Here is a 15815-nt window from a genome sequence, read left to right on the forward strand (position 1 = left end):
CGATTTTGCTGTCCCTCACTCTTTTTTTGCATCCCTTCACTCATTTAGGCATTTTTTTGACGGTATTCTTTCGGTGAGATTTTTTCTTTCTTCTTGAACAAAAAGGAAAAATAATTTGGGTCATTGTAGCCAACATCAAAGGCGATCTCAGATAGCCGTAGATTGGTCGTTAACAGCAGTTCCTTAGCCAAGGTCAACCGTTGCTCGGTCAAGTATTCGATAAACGTAGAATCAGTGGCTTGCGAGAAGATGGTGCTGAAATGTGCTGGACTCAAATGAACTTTTTCAGCAACTACATTTAAGGAAATATTGGGATCAGAAAAGTGCTCACTGATAAAGGCTTTGGCTTGATTGATGACGCTTTGATATTTCGCCATTGCAGGATTGATGGGTTGTTGGGTCAATAATGGCAACAGTTCTGCCAGAGTCGTTTGATAGTTCTCTGGCTCATGGGTCAATGCCGCTAGATAGTCTAAGTCATGGGCGTGTTGAACGATCTGGGGCAGCGAATGACTGTCTTTTTTCTTCAACAATGCCAGCAGTTCGACTAAGACGAACAAACGGTACATTTGCGTTCGCTCAACGGTTCCTTGAGGCGCCATCAATTCAGCGATCAGCTCAGGGATCGTCTGTTTCCCAGCATTTGCCAGCCGTGAAGCAAGGTCGGTTTTGAAAGGATTGGTGGGGGATAGTTCCCCTTCGCGAATGTCGTCTTCATAGCTGATGATTTTTTCCTTGCGGATGCTGCCATAGGTTTTTAGCATGTCACGAGCTTTCTGATAAGAAAGAGAGATACCCGAGAAGCGATCTGCTACCGGTCCGATCGCCACTGCTACTTCTTCCCCAGAACCATGAACGAGGCTTTGAGCGATCTGATAGGCTTTTTCTAAAACTTGTTCTCGGTCATGGTCAAAAAGCAAAAACTTGATGAAGCGGCTGGAAACACTGGAGAACAAGACGGCATCGTCTTGTTCATAGGCTTTGGTCAGCTGCTGGCTAAAGCGAGTGTAGTCAGAAAAGCTTTGATTGAAGGGGGTTTTTGCTAATAGCACACAAAACTGTTTACCTGAAAAGCGCCGGCCCAGTTCTTCTGCTTGCAAAAAGGCTTCTGAGATCGTGATCTTTTGTTTAAAGAGGTGATTCAGAAAGTGATTCTTTTTGATTTCCATTTCGAATAAATCGTCTTCTTTGGATAATTGCTGATGAGTGGCTTGTTGTTCATCTAAGTGTTGAACGACGGTTTTGATGGCTTGTTCTAATTCTTCGTTTTTGATGGGCTTGAGCAAGTAATCGTCTGCTTGCAGCTGCAGTGCCGTTTTTGCATAGTCAAAATCATCAAAGCCGCTAACGAAAATAATGCGAACTTGCGGCAATAATTTCTTGGCTTCTTTCGCAAAGACCAAGCCGTCCATAAACGGCATTTTGATATCACTGATAATAATATCAGGACGCAGATCAAGGATCGAAGCCAGCGCCAATTCGCCATCTGCGGCTTCATCGCTATAAACGATCGGATATTGTTTGGCAAGAGTCATGATTTGGTGGCGCAAACTATCGCGGATCAGATGTTCATCTTCAACTATAAACACTTTGTACATGGTTGGGTTCCTCCCTTTTTGGTACTGTGACGTTAATCGTGGTGCCTTCTTGGTATTGACTGTGGATCATCAGTTGCGCTTCGCTGCCGTAGTTCAGCTGGAGACGGCGATAGACGTTATATAGGCCATAGCCGCTCTCAGAGGCGGGATCAGTGGTTTCTTTAAGGTTACGACGAATCTCCTGCAAACGCTCAGGGTCGATCCCAACGCCGTTGTCACTGATGGTCATTTGAATCTGGTGAGGCAATTCTGACACTGTGATTCGAATCATGCCGACACGACGGACAAACTTGGTGCCATGATATACGGCGTTTTCAACAAGGGGCTGCAGGACCATTTTCAAAACCTGTAGTTCTGGACTGACGGTCTGATCTTCAATGGTGTAAGACAGCATCCTGCCATAGCGGATCTGCAAAATCTTCAAGTAATCGTCCACATGCCGCAATTCTTTTTCCAGCGGAATCCAGTCTTGCCCTTTGCTTAAGGAAATGCGGAAAAAATCTGACAGCGCATAGGTCATTTCGGTTGCTTGCTCGTAACGGGCAGCTTCAATCAAAGAAACGATCGCATCTAAACTATTATAGATGAAATGTGGAGTGATCTGGGCTTGTAAGACCCGCACCTCACTTTGGGCTAAGTGATACTGCTTCAAGGCATTTTCTTCCAAGAGCCGAGTCAAGTCATCTGCCATTCGATTCAAGCTACTCGTCAGAGTCCGCAGCTCTGGGGTTTCGGGCAGTTCTGCTCGGTAGCTCAAATGTCCTTGGGATAGTTCATTGGAAAGGTCTAACAACCGATCCAGCGGGTATTGCAGATTGTCACGAACAAAGCGGCGGTTTTTATTGATGATCGCAAAGATGATCAAAAGCAACACGACCTGAAAAAGGATCAGCAGCAACACGGATTGGACCAGTTCGTGATTGGTTTGGCTGGCTAAGCTGATCTCTACCCCGACAAACTGCTGCAAAATATCGGATAGCAAATCGATCACCGAATCCACTTGGATCATGACGTATTGGTTTTGTTCCACCGGTTCATCGTTGAGAATATTATCGATCAACTGTTGCTGATAGGTTTCTAAAGAATCGAGCGTCCGAAAGGCGACTGCTAAAATATTGAGCTCTTTGGCAGTGCTGGTATTTTCTTGAATGTGCTGTAGATCGCTCCTTAGTTCATCGATCACATTGGTTTCTTGGACTTGTGCGACGGTTTTTTGACCAAAGACTAAATCCCACATTTCTTCCAAGACAATGGCATCGACTTTTTCCGATAATTGATTGGCTTCTTCAATATTGTTGATGGTGTTTTGGTAAATAAAAATCTGCCGCGAGTAAAAGACACTGCTTACTACGAGGGGGATAAAGGCGACGAGGATCATCAGTTTGTTGGTCTGCTGAAAGATGCCCTTGATACTTTTTGTTTTCATCTTCATCTCCTCAATAATTTCTCGGTGGAATCTGATCAAAGTCCATATCACTGGAAAAAACTGTTTCATGGACATAGATTTCACGAGGAATAGCATCGGCGCCGCGAGCCAAGTAGCGCGAGATGGCATTTTTGACGAACACACCAGCATCTGGGTTGCATTCAACGACACAATTGACGATCCCTTGCTTCAATTTGTCGATCATTTCTTTTTGGGCATCGATCGATACGATCACCAAATCCTTCCCTGGCTCAATATCGGTTTTTTCGAGGGCTTCAAGAGCGCCAAGAGTCATCTCGTCATTGTGACTGAACAAGACATCGATCTGCTCCATTTTGCCTTCTGCGATGTATTGTTCAATGACTTCTTTGCCTTTGCGGCGAATGAAGTCACCATTTAGCTCATCTTTGACTTGGATCGTTACATTGTTGTGGGCATAATCACGCTTGATGGTTTCTCGGAACCCTTCTGAGCGCAAATACGTCGGAGAAGTAGCATCCAGTCCCGTCAATTCTAAAACATTGATCGTTTCATTTTGATGTTCTTTATAATAATTGCTGACGTAGAGACCTGCACGATTGCCCTCGGCTTTGAAGCTTGGCCCGATATGAGTCAGAAACAAGGAGGGATCGCTGACGTTGACATGACGGTCCACCACGAAAACGGGAATCCCCGCTTGCGCAGCTTCTTCCAAAATCGGTTCCCAATTGTTTTCCTGAATCGGGGTAAAGACGATGGCATCGACTTGATACACGATAAAACTGCGGATATCTTGAATCTGACGTTCTTGATTCATATAGCCGTTACGATAGAGCACTTCATAGCCTTCCTTCTCTAATTCAGTGCGAATCGATTCGGTGTGGCGCTTGCGCCAGCTGCTTTCTGTTCCCGATTGAGAAAAACCGATCACGATACTTTCTTCCGATGTTTCAGCGGTCGTTTCTCTGACTGCTTGGCAACCAGCCAAGAAAGACAAACACAAACAAAGGAGTAACCCAATTTTTATATTCCTCATTTTTTTCACCTCTATGGTCTATTCTACTAAAAAATACGGAAGCGCTTTACACAAAATATCAAATCAAATAAAAACCAAGGGAATCTTAAAAAATCCAAGATTACGAAAAGAAATGGGGGCAACTGAGTCGTTTTTTCTCAAGAAATCCAAGAAACCTCGAAAAAATCTAAATGTAAGCGATTCCTTAACTGGCTATACTGAGAATGTAAGAAAAAGACATGGAGGGATCACAATGAAAGGTACTTTTGGTAAATTGGTCGTCCTAGCATCCACCTTATTGGTTGGCGGATTGTTAGCAGCTTGTGGGAATGGATCAGACAGCGGGGCAAACGGTGACGGAGACAAAGGATTTGTTGGGATCGCGATGCCGACCAAATCGGCAGAACGGTGGATCGCAGATGGCGACAACATGGTAGAAGAATTAGAGAAGCTCGGCTATAAAACTGACCTGCAATATGGAGAAGACAAAGTAGAAAACCAAGTGGCACAAATTGAGAATATGATCACCAAAGGCGTTGATACTTTAGTGATCGCCTCGATCGATGGTTCGGCACTGACAGACGTGTTGGAAAAAGCCCATAACGAAGACATCACAGTCATCGCCTATGACCGTTTACTGATGAACTCGGAATACGTCGATTATTATGCCACCTTTGATAATTTTGGAGTCGGCGTGCTGCAAGCGTCTTATATTGAAGACAAATTGGGTCTCAAAGACGGTGAAGGACCATTTAACATTGAATTATTCGGCGGCTCTCCAGATGATAACAATGCACTGATCAATTATAATGGGGTCCTTTCGGTCTTCCAACAATACTTTGACAGCGGACAGCTAGTCGTTCCTTCTGGTCAAACCAACTTCAACCAAATCGCTACTTTGCGTTGGGATGGTTCAACTGCGCAAGCTCGGATGGACAACTTGTTGAGTGCCAACTATACGGATCAAACATTGGATGCCGTTCTTTCACCTTATGATCCAATCAGCCTAGGAATCATTTCATCGCTTAAAGGCGTTGGCTATGGTTCTTCCGATAAACCACTACCTGTGATTACCGGTCAAGATGCGACGGTGGCAGGGGTGAAATCGATCATCGCGGGCGAACAGACCCAAACGATTTTCAAAGATACACGGGTGTTGGCGAAAAACACGATCGAAATGATCGAAGCCATCACCAATGGCGAGGAAGTGCCAGTCAACGATACGGAAACCTATGACAATGGCGTCAAAGTCGTACCAACCTACTTGTCAAATCCCGTTTCTGTGGATAGCGACAACTACAAAGAAGAACTGATCGATACCGATTACTATACAGAAGAAGAGCTAGGCATTTAAGCAAGAAGCGCTGATCCAGCGAGAAAAGATACTAGTTTCCCCGAAAGCAGTAGGGAAGAACGAATCATCCCCACTATTCGTTCTTTCCGCTTTTCTTACAAAGGCAGCGCACCACTTTTACATAAAAAGGAAAAGGGTGAAAGAACATGGCAGATAATATTTTGATGATGAAAGGCATCGTCAAAGAGTTTTCAGGGGTTCGCGCCCTTGATAACGTCAACCTCTCGATCGAGCGAGGAGAGATCCACGCACTGTGTGGAGAAAATGGCGCTGGCAAGTCCACGCTGATGAATGTCTTAAGCGGACTCTATCCTTACGGCAGCTATGACGGAGAGATCTATTATGAAGGGGAGTTATGCAAGTTCAAAGATTTGCGGGACAGTGAGGACAAAGGAATCGTTATTATTCATCAAGAGTTAGCATTAAGTCCTTACCTGTCGATCAAAGAAAATATCTTTCTAGGAAACGAACAAGCCAAACACGGCATCATTGATTGGGATCTGACCGAAAAGAAAACAGACAACCTCTTAAAGATCGTTGGCTTGAAATTAGACCCGAATACGCTGGTTTCACAAATCGGTGTCGGGCATCAACAGCTGGTGGAAATTGCCAAAGCATTTTCAAAATCCGTCCGATTGTTGATTTTAGATGAGCCAACCGCGGCGTTGAATGAAGAAGAAAGCGCCAATCTGTTAGAGCTGATCAAAGAGTTTCGCAACCAAGGAATCACCTCGATCATCATCTCCCACAAGTTGAATGAAATCGTCAATGTGGCGGATCGCATCACGATTTTACGAGACGGGCAAACGATCGAGACGCTGAGTGGTGCCGAAATCTCTGAAGAGCGCATCATTCGCGGCATGGTTGGGCGAGATTTGACCAATCGCTACCCAGAGCGGAACCCCACTATTGGTGAACCGTTTTTTGAAGTCAAAAATTGGACGGTCCATCATCCAATCGATCATACCCGTGTGGTGAATGAGAATTTGAACTTGATGATCCGCAAAGGAGAGATCATCGGCATCGCCGGTTTGATGGGTGCGGGACGGACAGAGTTTGCCATGAGTGTCTTCGGTCATTCCTACGGCAGTTCGATTTCGGGGGAAGTCTATAAAGACGGCCAACCGATTTCTGTCAAAGACGTGCCAACCGCCATCAAAAATGGGTTAGCCTATGTGTCGGAAGATCGAAAAGCGCTGGGCTTGAATCTGCTGATGGATATTCGCGAGAACACCACCATTGCTAGTCTTGCCAAAATCAGCCGCCAAGGGGTCATCGATAAAGAAAAAGAAGTCACGATGGCAGAAGAATTCCGCAAAAAAATGCGGACGAAAACCAATTCGATCTATCAAAACGTCGGCAGCTTGAGCGGCGGGAATCAGCAAAAGGTCGTTTTGGCAAAATGGCTGATGACCACACCAGACATCTTATTTTTAGATGAACCGACCCGTGGGATCGATGTCGGAGCGAAATACGAAATCTATACGATCATCGAAGAGATGGCAGCAGCTGGCAAAGCCATTTGCATCATCTCCTCGGAGCTGCCAGAACTATTAGGCATGTGTGACCGAATCTATACGATGAACGAAGGCCGCTTCACTGGCGAGGTCCTGCGGGAAGAGGCGGATCAAGAACGATTGATGAATCTAATGACATTAGAAGAGAGTGGGGTTTGAGATGGAAACAACCAATAAATTAAAAAAAGAACGCAGCCATTCGCTGAAAGAAAAGGCACTGGAAATCTTTAGCAAATACAGTATGATCATTATCTTAGCAGTGCTGCTGGTGGCCTTTCAGCTCATGACCGACGGGATTTTCTGGCGGCCGCTGAATATCACCAACCTCGTGTTGCAAAACAGTCATATTCTCGTTTTGGCAGCTGGTATGCTTTTGGTCGTCTTGTTAGGACACGTTGATTTATCCGTAGGGTCCGTGATGGCGTTTGTCGGTGCGATTGCAGGCGTCTTAATGGTCAATAACGGCATCAGTCCTTGGCTGGCAGTGCCTCTTTGCTTACTGATGGGCGCAGTGATCGGTGCCTGGCAAGGTTTCTGGGTCGCGTATGTCGGTATCCCAGCATTTATCGTGACCTTGTCTGGTTTACTGATGTTTCGAGGACTGACCCAAGTCGTCTTAGGGGGTCAATCATTGGCGCCGTTTCCCAAGGCATTCCAACAAATTTCTACTGGGTATTTGCCAGATATTGCAGGCGGTCAGATCCATTTACTTTCCATGATTTTAGGTGTAGTGATCACGGGCATCCTGATTTTAGGCCAATGGCGGACCCGTGAGCGTCGCAAAAAAAATCTTTTTGAAGTGGAATCAATGGCAGCCTTTGCCTTTAAAGCCGTCTTTACTGCGGTCGTATTTCTCGGCGCTACCTATATCTTTGCCTCTTATCAAGGGTATCCGATCATTTTGATCGTCTTAGGGGTGATCGTGGCTGCTTATGGCTTTTTGACTAACAAAACCGTTGCCGGTCGTCAAATCTATGCAACCGGCGGCAACAAAAAAGCAGCCGAACTTTCTGGGATCAAGACGAAGAAAATCACCTTCTGGGTCTTCGTGAACATGGGGATGATGGCAGCTTTGGCGGGCTTGGTTTTAGCCGCTCGGTTGAACGCAGCCACCCCGCAAGCAGGAACGTCAATGGAATTAGATGCAATGGCCGCAGTGTATTTCGGCGGTGCTTCCACCTCAGGCGGTATTGGTACTGTGATGGGTGCGATCGTTGGTGGGCTCGTGATGGGTGTCTTAAACAATGGGATGTCGATCTTAGGAGTCGGTGTCGATTGGCAGCAAGCCATCAAAGGGTTGATTTTGCTGCTGGCCGTCGTGTTGGATATCTACAATAAGAAAAAGAAAATATCGTAGGAGGGCCTGTTTATGGAGGAACAAGCACAAAAGACGATTTTATTGATTTGTACCGCAGGTATCACTACGGGTCTCTTAGTGAAAAATATGCAGCGGGCTGCAGATGAAAAAGGATTAGCCGTGCATATCTATTCGGCACCAGCCATCATTGCTGAACAGATCCTGCAGCAGCAGACTGTCGATGCCTTGCTGATCGGTCCGCAGTCGAAGTACGAAGTCAATCGATTGAAAGACTTTCTCATGGTCAAAGCGGTACCTTATAAATTGATCAAAGAAACAGATTACGAGTTGTTAGATGGCGAAGCTGTCCTTGCAGACAGCCTGACCCTCTTGCAAAACGATCGCTAACCAGCAGCTTGGCAAAAAGCTAGGTGGTCAGCAGTTGAATAGGCTCCCCAGAGTAGTGCTTGTCATCCCCTACAAGCACTACTCTTTTTGTGGTGCTTTTCTGCCTACACTAGCCAAGAAAGCCACTATTAAGCAGCAATGCGTGGCAAGCCCGTTGGTTCGTTTTCTCGTGTTTAGGACATCGCATCATAGACAAACAAAAGAGAAGTTGAGGGGGAAGAGGACGAAGCTGACACCACGCGTATGTTGTCTAAAGGCAAGTGATGGGCGAGTGTTTCACGTACTTAAAGCATCGAGGCTGTGGGCGGTAGAAGGGGGGGGATGAGCTGCTTACACCGCTTCTGGTTTCTCGTTCGTAACTAAGCGTTTCGTAGGAAACACAACGAAACCCAAAAACAGACAGTCTGCTGACTGTCTGTTTTTAGGGGATACAAATAAGGAATAAAAGTGGATATTAGTTAAATGCGACTGCCTAGGGGGCAAATCCGAGAACAGTGCATGGTAACTACAAATTAAGGAAGTGTGATGACATTTTCTGAATCTTTGTCGAAGAAGTGTGCTTTGTTGATGTTGAAAGCCAAATCAACTGTTTCACCTGGACGGTGGAAGTCACGAGCATCAACTTTCGAGATAAATTCAGTCGCACCTACGCGTGTATAAAGCATCGTTTCTGCACCTAATAATTCAGATACGACTACTTCGGCACGTACAGTTGCTTCAGGAGAAGCTTCCAATGCGATTTGTTCACTGTGAATATCTTCTGGACGAATACCAAAGACTAATTGTTTGCCTTCGTACCCTTTTTCCACAAGAATCTTGTTCTTGCCTTCAGGAATACGTAAGTTCAAGCTTTGTCCATCAGAGATCATACCGTTTTTCAACGTAACATTGAAGAAGTTCATTGCTGGTGAACCGATAAAGCCGGCAACGAAAATGTTTTTCGGTGTGTTGTAGACTTCTTTTGGTGAACCGATTTGTTGAATGAAGCCATCTTTCATGATAACGATCCGGTCAGCCATGGTCATCGCTTCTGTTTGGTCATGGGTTACATAGATCGTCGTTGTTTCTAAACGTTGGTGTAATTTTGCGATTTCCGCACGCATGGCAACCCGCAATTTCGCATCTAAGTTTGACAACGGCTCATCCATCAAGAAGACTTTGGCATCACGGACGATGGCACGGCCTAGGGCAACCCGTTGACGCTGACCACCTGAAAGGGCAGCAGGTTTACGATCTAAGTATTCTGTCAATCCTAAGATCTCAGCGGCATTTTCTACCCGTTTTTTAATTTCTTCTTTGTCGTATTTACGCAATTTCAAACCAAATGCCATGTTGTTGAAAACAGTCATATGGGGATACAATGCGTAGTTCTGGAAAACCATCGCGATGTCGCGGTCTTTTGGTGCCACATCGTTCATTACTTTTCCACCGATGCTCAATTCGCCTTCAGAAATATCTTCTAAACCAGCGATCATTCGAAGCGTTGTTGATTTTCCGCAACCAGAAGGTCCAACGAAAACGATGAATTCGCGATCTGCGATATCTAAATTAAAATCAGTTACCGAATACGCATCATTATTATCATATTTTTTGTGGATATTTTTTAAGGCCATTTCTACCATTGGGATTACCTCTTTCCATTTAGTTTACATGAACATCATAAATGAAAACGCTTCGAAGGTGCAACGGAAACATGCACAAGAAAAAAACGTTTTCTTGTGCATGTTGTTTAATTGCTCTGATGGGTGAACTGATCGATCAATAAATAGCAAAGCAGCAGATCATCCATATTTTTTAAATTTAAGCGCGTCAGTGTTTGAAACTTATCGATCTTATATAGGAGAGAATTCCGATGCATGAACAGTTCTTTGGCTGTGGAGCTTGCATTGCCTTGATTGCGCCACAGGGATTGAATGATCGTTTCGGTCTCTTCTTCAAACCAATCTAGATACAAGGTACGAAACAAGGAAATATACTCGGAAAAGCCGTTGCGAAAAAGAGAAAAGACCACTTTGGGCAGATCCATACTTTTACTGGTGGTTTTCGTTTTTAACTCATTTTTGAACAGGCTAGACTCACTTGCCCATAAGGCAGTGAAATCGTGGCGTGGATGATGGAAGGGACCGACGAACAGCTGGGAATAGCAGTCGAAATCCATATCCAAAGCGACGAATAAGCCGTCGAGATCTTCGATGGGCAAATTGGCACCATCTTGTTTTTCTACGATCACTGCATGGTCTTCGGTGAGGAAAAAAAGATCCACCACGCTAGGGAGCATTTGCTGAATCTCTGCGAGCCATTCGGATTGCAAAGAGTCGATGGTTCGGGTGAAATGAACTTGCAGCAAGCGAATCCACTCTGGCTCTTGAACGGGCTGATGTTCAAATAAAATCGGATACCATGGATGGTTTCGGTTATCGATTTCTGGTTGCAAAGAGCCGTTTCCCAGTTGGATCAGCAATTTTTCACTGTCACTTAATTGGTCAGTTGGCAGCCAAATATATTTTTTGCCGAAGGCGATGGATTCGATATCCTTCGTTGTGGCAACTTTGTCATGCAACGTTGCCTGGGGGAAACGTGCTTTGATGTCATTAAAAGAAAAAATGAGAAAGACCTCCTTTGAGATACTCTACGTATTCTTCAATTAGTATAGCATGTTCTAAAAAAACCGTTCAAAATTTTCCCAGGAAAAAAGCACAGCCCTTCACCGAAAGCTCTGTCTTCTCATGGCAGGAGGGCGGCTTTTTTCTCCGAAGCGATTGCTTCTATAATCCTAACAGTTGTTTTTTCTTGAATGCAAATTCTTCTTCAGTCAAAATTCCTTCGTCGACCAACACTTTTAGTTCGCGTAGTTCAGCAATGAGCGCTTCCGTCGGCTTCGCAGCTGGTGGTGGCGATGGGTTCGTTAACGGGACCGACCGCTCCCGAGGGAAGTTGGTGAGGTAGCGCTGTATGATCCGAGCAATCACCAGGTCTTTTTCGGCAAAGCAAAGGGAGTGATTCGGTTCCATTCGTCTGAAGGAATGGGTTTCTCTGATCGCTCCGCCGCCAATATACAATTCTAAAAAGCCATTGCCTTTCCAAAGACCTGATTCAGCAACTTCTTTCAAATTGACACTGGTAATTTGGGGAATCTGCAGAACCTGTTTCGCTTTCTTCTTGTAATCGATGATTGTAAGGGTATCTTCTGAAATGACCCAAGCATCACGATAATGATAGGAAAGTAATTTGATTTTTCCAGCCTCTTCATCCACGTAACTTTTGGCTGATTGCCCACCAAGTGCTGCCGAATGATCCGTTAAAAACTCATAGGCTTTTTGGGCATCGATTCGATTGGTGAAATAGAGCAATTGAGAATTACCTGGTACCTGCAGTCGGAGGTAGTCCACTAAGAGACCTTTGCCTATATGTAATTCCACATCGGCAATTTTTGCCATGGGAATCTTTTCATCTGGGATTTTTGGATGGGTGTTGTTTATCCAGACGCCTTTTTTTGTAATAAGCCAACGACAGCTGGCATCATGTCTGCGATTTTCTCGATATTTTTTTGAATACAAAATAATGGGTTCCTCGTAGGTTTCATTAGGTGTTCTCGTCAAAATACTTACCTCCTTAAACGTAATAAGCAACATTTTATTCAATTATACAACAAATAGTGTTTTGATTCGTTTTATTCTGATGAAAATAAGGGTAATTTATCATTTGCCTTCTTTTCGTTAGGTTTTTTTAGAAAAAAGCCATAGCAGCAATTGACACGGAAGCGGTTTCTTGGTATCTTAGATGTACGGACAACTTTTGAAAGATGGGATTAAAATGGCGAATAAGTACGAACAACTTGCGGATATCTTAAGAGAAAAGATCCGCTTAGGCACCTATCAAGAAGGCGATGCGATCCCTTCAGAAGCAACCTTACAGGAAGAATTTCATTATAGCCGTCACACGGTGCGCCAAGCGATCGCTGTTTTGGTCAATGAAGGCTATTTAAGAAAAGAACGGGGCTCAGGCACCTACGTTTCAAAACCTGAGACTGTCAATCATAAAAACCGCAAAACGATTGGGATCATCATGACCTATTTGTCTGATTATATTTTCCCTTCGATCATGCGCGGCGTGGAGCAGACATTGCGGGAGCAAGGCTATTCACTGCTTCTAGGATCAACCAACAATGACCATGAGCAAGAAAGAGCGTGCTTGCAGCAAATGATGGATCAAGGGGTAGACGGGTTGATCGTTGAGCCAACGAAGAGCAGCCAGTACAACCCAAATCTTGCTTATTATGTCGCCCTCCAAGAAGCCGGGATTCCTCTCGTCATGATCAATGCCTATTACGAAGAACTAGACTTGCCGCATATTTGTGTCAACGATACACGTTCTGGTTTTTTAGCAACCAATTATTTATTAGAACAACAGCATCAGCAGTTGATGATGATCACGAAAATCGATGACTTACAAGGGAAATATCGGATGAAAGGGTTTGTCAAAGCCTTGACCCAAGCCAAGCGGACGTTTGCAGCAGAAGACGTCTTGACGTATACGACCGAGACGAAAGAAGCCGTTATTGAACAAGCGATCCAGCGCTTGACGGCTGCCGATAATCAAGTCACAGGCATCGTTTGTTACAACGATGAGATCGCGCATCGCTTGATTCAAGCATTGACGGCTGCTGGGAAGAACGTTCCTACTGATTTTTCGATCGTGGGTAACGATGACTCGCCTCTTAGCACCTTGTCCACACCGACGATCACCACACTGACTCACCCGAAAGAAGCGATGGGGGAATTGGCGGCAGAATGGATCACTACAGGTAAGGCAACAGAAGCGCAACGCTTTTATTTTGAACCGGAGCTGATCGTTCGCGGTTCAGTCAATAACCAAAAAGGAGAATAAGAAGATGACGCAACAAGTAAGGCAAGCAATTATTGACGGGCGCACGTCTCTTGGGATCGAGCTAGGCTCGACACGGATCAAAGCTGTCTTGATCGATGAGCAGTTTCAGACGATCGCTTCAGGTAGCTTTGAATGGGAAAATCAATTGGAGCAAGGGATTTGGACCTACTCACTAGAGGCGATTTGGCAAGGACTGCAAGCCAGCTACCAAGAGTTGGCGCACAACATCCAACAGCAATTCGAGGTACCTTTGACGACGATCGGCAGTATCGGTTTTTCTGCAATGATGCACGGCTATATGGCTTTTGATCAGCAAGGCACGCTGTTGGTACCTTTTCGGACATGGCGCAATGCGATCACAGAAGAAGCAGAAAAAGCCTTGACGGCATTGTTCCAATACAACATCCCGCAGCGTTGGAGTATCGCGCATTTGTATCAAGCGATTTTGAATCAAGAAGCCCACGTCCCAGAGGTTGCTTTTTTCACTACCTTAGCCGGCTACGTCCATTGGCAGCTGACAGGGGAAAAAGTTATCGGAATCGGCGATGCATCAGGGATGTTCCCAATCGACAGTACGACAAAAAACTATGATGCGAATATGCTTCAGCAATTTGATGCACAAATCAGCAGTCAGGGGTATCCTTGGCAGATCAAAGACCTTTTGCCGCAAGTGTTGACAGCAGGCGAACCAGCCGGCACATTGACGGCAGAAGGGGCAAAAAAACTCGACCCAACTGGTACTTTGCAAGCTGGCATCCCGTTATGTCCGCCAGAAGGCGATGCGGGCACTGGCATGGTTGCCACGAATAGTGTGGCACAGCGAAGCGGGAATGTTTCAGCCGGGACGTCTGCTTTTGCCATGATCGTCTTAGAAGAACCCTTAACTAAAGTGTATCCAGAGATCGATTTGGTCACGACGCCTTCTGGTGATTTGGTGGGGATGGTCCATACGAATAACTGTACCTCGGAGATCAATGCATGGGTCAAACTTTTCCGCGAATTTGCCGATGCAGCTGGAATGAAACTTTCCACGGAAGAATTGTTTGCGACCTTATTCAACGAAGCATTGAAAGGGGATTCAGACTGTGGCGGGATGCTTTCTTATGGCTATTATTCTGGTGAAAATATCACTAAGATCCCTGAAGGACGGCCGCTTTTCGTCCGATCGCCAGAGAGTTCTTTTACTTTAGCAAATTTCATGCGCTTACATCTGTTTAGTGCCTTTGGTGCGATGAAGATCGGGATTAAGATTCTGGAAGCCGAAGACGTCGCTATTGATCGAATCGTTGGTCACGGTGGGATCTTCAAAACGCCAGAAGTTGCCCAACGTGTCTTGGCAGCTGTCATGGAAGCCCCAGTCACGGTCATGGAAACGGCTGGTGAAGGCGGCGCCTGGGGGATCGCCCTTTTAGCAGCGTACCTTCGCCGTCATACGCCAGAACAATCCTTGGCAGCATTCTTAGCAGATCAAGTGTTTAAAAATGACCACGGCGTGACCTTAGCCCCGACAGAAGCCGACATTCAGGGGTTCACCGTCTTTACCCAACGTTACCAAGCAGGGTTGCCGATCGAGCAAGCGGCAATCGATGCGTTGATTTAAAAAGAAAGAAGGGAATTTTGTGTTAGAAGGATTAAAAGAAGAAGTCTTTCAGGCCAATTTGGCATTGCCGAAGCAAGGATTGATCAAATACACCTGGGGCAATGTGTCAGCAGTGGATCGCCAACAGCAATTGTTTGTCATCAAACCTAGCGGTGTTGACTATGAAACCATGCAAGCCAGTGATATGGTGGTTTGTGATTTTGAGGGCAACGTAGTGGAAGGAGCGAAAAATCCTTCCTCCGATACGCCAACGCATGCCGTTTTATACAAAGCATTTCCAGAAATTGGTGGAATCGTCCATACCCATTCTACATGGGCGACGAGCTGGGCTCAGGCAGGACTCGATCTGCCAGCGATGGGCACGACCCATGCCGATACGTTTTATGGGGCTGTCCCATGTGCCCGCTTTTTGACGCAAACCGAGATCGATGAAGGTTATGAAGCACAAACAGGACAGGTGATCGTCGAAACCTTTAAGGAACGCGGCATCACGCCAGAAGAAATTCCTGGTGTCTTGCTTCACGGTCATGGACCGTTTACCTGGGGCAAAACGGCGGATGCGGCGGTGATGAACGCAGTGGTCTTAGAAGAAGTTGCTAAGATGAATTTTATCACGCGTCAGCTGAACAGTTACGCACCCGAATTGCCGCAGCGGGTCTTAGACAAACATTATTTACGCAAACATGGAGAAAATGCCTATTACGGGCAAAAATAACGAAAAAGGAGCAAGTAGA

Annotated in this window: 13 protein-coding genes; 7 read left to right on the forward strand and 6 right to left on the reverse strand. The window is 45.5% G+C overall.

Going from position 1 to position 15815, the window contains the following annotated elements; all coding sequences use genetic code 11:
• Positions 1–44: 44 nt before the first annotated feature.
• From IGI73_RS02010 to IGI73_RS02020, 3 genes are read right to left on the reverse strand one after another with little or no spacing between them, the layout of a single operon-like run.
• Entirely contained in the window at positions 45–1598 is a 1554-nt protein-coding gene (locus IGI73_RS02010; RefSeq protein ID WP_060792376.1) for a response regulator, read from the reverse strand.
• Positions 1576–3024 carry a sensor histidine kinase gene (locus tag IGI73_RS02015; RefSeq protein WP_428206874.1) on the reverse strand — a complete coding sequence of 483 codons (1449 nt, stop codon included), beginning with the start codon at positions 3022–3024 and terminating at the stop codon, positions 1576–1578. Before IGI73_RS02015 ends, IGI73_RS02010 begins: the two co-directional genes overlap by 23 nt.
• Before the next feature lie 10 nt (positions 3025–3034).
• Entirely contained in the window at positions 3035–4039 is a 1005-nt protein-coding gene (locus IGI73_RS02020) for an ABC transporter substrate-binding protein (RefSeq protein ID WP_428206872.1), read from the reverse strand.
• A 232-nt stretch (positions 4040–4271) separates the two neighbouring features.
• Here IGI73_RS02020 and chvE point away from each other — a divergent pair, with 232 nt between their 5' ends.
• From chvE to IGI73_RS02040, 4 genes are all read left to right on the forward strand, one after another.
• Positions 4272–5372, forward strand: a complete 1101-nt coding sequence (gene chvE / locus IGI73_RS02025) for a multiple monosaccharide ABC transporter substrate-binding protein (protein WP_005231478.1) — start codon at positions 4272–4274, stop codon at positions 5370–5372.
• Positions 5373–5518: 146 nt separating this feature from the next.
• Positions 5519–7048: a multiple monosaccharide ABC transporter ATP-binding protein gene (gene mmsA, locus IGI73_RS02030; RefSeq protein WP_005231476.1), complete on the forward strand. Its 1530-nt coding sequence runs from the start codon at positions 5519–5521 to the stop codon at positions 7046–7048.
• A gap of 1 nt (position 7049) precedes the next feature.
• Complete coding sequence (gene mmsB, locus IGI73_RS02035) at positions 7050–8246, forward strand: multiple monosaccharide ABC transporter permease (RefSeq protein ID WP_005227258.1); 1197 nt, start codon at positions 7050–7052, stop codon at positions 8244–8246.
• Positions 8247–8258: 12 nt separating this feature from the next.
• Positions 8259–8594 carry a PTS sugar transporter subunit IIB gene (locus tag IGI73_RS02040; protein WP_010748708.1) on the forward strand — a complete coding sequence of 112 codons (336 nt, stop codon included), beginning with the start codon at positions 8259–8261 and terminating at the stop codon, positions 8592–8594.
• A gap of 512 nt (positions 8595–9106) precedes the next feature.
• On the opposite strand, the gene IGI73_RS02045 is transcribed toward IGI73_RS02040, so the two are convergent.
• From IGI73_RS02045 to IGI73_RS02055, 3 genes are all read right to left on the reverse strand, one after another.
• Positions 9107–10216 (reverse strand): ABC transporter ATP-binding protein, encoded by a 1110-nt coding sequence (locus IGI73_RS02045; protein ID WP_005227260.1) that lies wholly within the window; start codon positions 10214–10216, stop codon positions 9107–9109.
• Positions 10217–10323: 107 nt separating this feature from the next.
• Positions 10324–11154 carry a helix-turn-helix domain-containing protein gene (locus IGI73_RS02050; protein WP_074934403.1) on the reverse strand — a complete coding sequence of 277 codons (831 nt, stop codon included), beginning with the start codon at positions 11152–11154 and terminating at the stop codon, positions 10324–10326.
• Positions 11155–11359: 205 nt separating this feature from the next.
• Complete coding sequence (locus IGI73_RS02055; RefSeq protein WP_438759023.1) at positions 11360–12226, reverse strand: SHOCT domain-containing protein; 867 nt, start codon at positions 12224–12226, stop codon at positions 11360–11362.
• Positions 12227–12374: 148 nt separating this feature from the next.
• On the opposite strand from IGI73_RS02055, the gene IGI73_RS02060 reads away from it, so the two are divergent.
• Genes IGI73_RS02060 through IGI73_RS02070 form a run of 3 tightly spaced genes read left to right on the forward strand, consistent with a single transcriptional unit; the run spans position 12375 to position 15796 of the window.
• Entirely contained in the window at positions 12375–13481 is a 1107-nt protein-coding gene (locus IGI73_RS02060) for a GntR family transcriptional regulator (RefSeq protein WP_081091733.1), read from the forward strand.
• 4 nt (positions 13482–13485) lie between these two features.
• Positions 13486–15081, forward strand: coding sequence for a xylulokinase (locus IGI73_RS02065; RefSeq protein ID WP_428206870.1), 1596 nt, complete (start codon positions 13486–13488; stop codon positions 15079–15081).
• Between the two features lie 19 nt (positions 15082–15100).
• A complete protein-coding gene (locus IGI73_RS02070) occupies positions 15101–15796 on the forward strand; it encodes an L-ribulose-5-phosphate 4-epimerase (RefSeq protein ID WP_010748713.1) in 696 nt (231 codons plus the stop codon).
• Positions 15797–15815: the final 19 nt, after the last annotated feature.

This window comes from Enterococcus sp. DIV0755f (genome assembly GCF_051713725.1).
Classification (GTDB): Bacteria; Bacillota; Bacilli; order Lactobacillales; family Enterococcaceae; genus Enterococcus_D; species Enterococcus_D casseliflavus.

Excerpts from the sequence above, each read along its gene's own strand:
- IGI73_RS02055 (WP_438759023.1), bottom strand. The coding sequence starts at position 12,226 with ATGTTGCTTATTACGTTTAAGGAGGTAAGTATTTTGACGAGAACACCT.
- mmsA (WP_005231476.1), top strand. The coding sequence starts at position 5,519 with ATGGCAGATAATATTTTGATGATGAAAGGCATCGTCAAAGAGTTTTCA.
- IGI73_RS02065 (WP_428206870.1), top strand. The coding sequence starts at position 13,486 with ATGACGCAACAAGTAAGGCAAGCAATTATTGACGGGCGCACGTCTCTT.
- IGI73_RS02015 (WP_428206874.1), bottom strand. The coding sequence starts at position 3,024 with ATGAAAACAAAAAGTATCAAGGGCATCTTTCAGCAGACCAACAAACTG.
- IGI73_RS02060 (WP_081091733.1), top strand. The coding sequence starts at position 12,375 with ATGTACGGACAACTTTTGAAAGATGGGATTAAAATGGCGAATAAGTAC.
- IGI73_RS02020 (WP_428206872.1), bottom strand. The coding sequence starts at position 4,039 with ATGAGGAATATAAAAATTGGGTTACTCCTTTGTTTGTGTTTGTCTTTC.
- IGI73_RS02010 (WP_060792376.1), bottom strand. The coding sequence starts at position 1,598 with ATGTACAAAGTGTTTATAGTTGAAGATGAACATCTGATCCGCGATAGT.
- chvE (WP_005231478.1), top strand. The coding sequence starts at position 4,272 with ATGAAAGGTACTTTTGGTAAATTGGTCGTCCTAGCATCCACCTTATTG.
- IGI73_RS02045 (WP_005227260.1), bottom strand. The coding sequence starts at position 10,216 with ATGGTAGAAATGGCCTTAAAAAATATCCACAAAAAATATGATAATAAT.
- IGI73_RS02040 (WP_010748708.1), top strand. The coding sequence starts at position 8,259 with ATGGAGGAACAAGCACAAAAGACGATTTTATTGATTTGTACCGCAGGT.
- mmsB (WP_005227258.1), top strand. The coding sequence starts at position 7,050 with ATGGAAACAACCAATAAATTAAAAAAAGAACGCAGCCATTCGCTGAAA.